The sequence below is a fragment of the Moorena sp. SIO4E2 genome (genome assembly GCF_010671945.1).
Taxonomy (GTDB): domain Bacteria; phylum Cyanobacteriota; class Cyanobacteriia; order Cyanobacteriales; family Coleofasciculaceae; genus Moorena; species Moorena producens.
In genome coordinates this window covers 1-1,771 of the sequence record NZ_JAAHIE010001079.1, presented here as the reverse complement: position 1 = coordinate 1,771, position 1,771 = coordinate 1, and the positions used below count along the sequence as shown (strand labels likewise).

1 protein-coding gene is annotated in these 1,771 nt (G+C 48.8%); it reads left to right on the top strand.

The window, feature by feature from the left end:
- Positions 1–69: 69 nt before the first annotated feature.
- Positions 70–1,461, top strand: coding sequence for a calcium-binding protein (locus F6K37_RS40835; RefSeq protein ID WP_287257005.1), 1,392 nt, complete (start codon positions 70–72; stop codon positions 1,459–1,461).
- Positions 1,462–1,771: the final 310 nt, after the last annotated feature.

Below are 1,771 nucleotides of genomic sequence, written 5' to 3'. Positions count from 1 at the left end.
TGAGACTTTATCCCCTATACCAGAGGTCAAGTCCACGCATTCAAAAACCTGGGGACGGAACCAGCAAGAATGTTGGTAATCGCTGCTCCTGCAGGACTTGAAAACTTTTTCAGGCAAGCAGGTCAGCCTGTTTCAGACCCGTCGAATATACCAGAAGATAATATCCCAAAAGTAGCGGCAGTTGCCCCCAACTTCGGTCTAGAACTCTATCCAGAGGCTGCACTGATTGGTAAGCCTATCATTGAAGATGGCGGCATTACTCTATACGGAGATGAAAGGAGTGAAATCCTGATCGGAAGTGAAGGTAGTGACCTCATCATCGGCAGAAATGGTGAGGATCGATTTTATGGGGAGCAGGGTAATGACACCATCATCGGCGGAACTGGTCGAGATCTAATCTATGGAGGTGAGGGGGACGATCTCCTCTCAGGTCGCGAAGGGAATGATACCTTCACAGGAGGTGGCGATAAAGACACGTTTATAGTTCGTCGTGGTGCAGGCACAGACACCATCACTGATTTCGGCGGTGTAGGCACAGGAGTTACTCCCTCGGATGCCGTGATTGCAGAAGTCGATACACTGAAGTTTGAGGGTCCATCGCTGAGTGCAGAGAACATGCTTCTGAATCAGGATGAAAATGATTTGCTCATCACCTTTGAAGGGGTTGACAACACTGGGGTCATCCTGCAGGATTTTGCCGTGGAAAACCTAGATAACCTTACTAAAGCTACAGGTGCGTCGAAGGACATCGGCAACATTCTGTTTGACGGACAGACTAAAGTTGAAGATAGCTTTGATGTCTTTAATGCGAAACAACAAAGGGGCAAAGTTTTCAATAAAAACTCGGTCACATTCCTCAACGACCTTGACAATAACACCCAAGGCTTTAATGACTCCAATGATGTCATCAACGGCCAAGGTGGCAATGATAAACTGAAAGGGTTGAGTGGTGACGATTTGCTTCGGGGCGGTACTGGTAACGATATCCTGACAGGCGGCAGGGGTGACGATTTGCTTCGGGGCGGTACTGGTAACGATATCCTGACAGGCGGCAGGGGTGACGATCTGCTTCGGGGCGGTACTGGTAACGATATCCTAACAGGCGGCAGGGGTGACGATCTGCTTCGGGGCGGTACTGGTAACGATATCCTGACAGGCGGCAGGGGTGACGATCTGCTTCGGGGCGGTACTGGTAACGATATCCTGACAGGCGGCAGTGGCCGTGATCGCTTTGTGCTTGCCGCTGGAGCCGGGACTGACACAATTACTGACTTTACTAGTGATCAGGATCTGATTGAACTCTCCGCTGGTCTGGAGTTTGCGGAGCTGAAGATCACTCAGGGCACTCACGAGCTTGGTCGTGATACTTTGGTCAGTCTCACGACCAGCAATGAATTATTGGCAATTTTAACTGGGGTAGAAGCTAGCACCATTACCAGTACTGACTTCAGCATTGTTTAGCTTTATCGAGCACTCATCCCCAAAAAGTGATGAATGCCCAGTGAGCAATTCTCAAAAAATTCTAACGTCTTAAAAGGGATGGCTGAGAATCGCCTCTTATTCTCTCAACTCTACTGAGACAGAAGCACTGGCAATCCAAACCTAACCCCAACCGTGACCAGCACAATTGTTTTATTCCTCAATCAAGCACAGGAGAAGAACCCTAGCATTCTCTGACTCATGTTACGCAACTGTTCCACTACGACTTAAACCCCGAGTAGCCCGAGTATGCTTCAGCAAAAACGAAATCTACGAACCGCAAAAAGCAACA

Bases quoted from the DNA above. Each gene is read 5' to 3' on its own strand.
- F6K37_RS40835 (WP_287257005.1), top strand. From the start codon at position 70: ATGTTGGTAATCGCTGCTCCTGCAGGACTTGAAAACTTTTTCAGGCAA.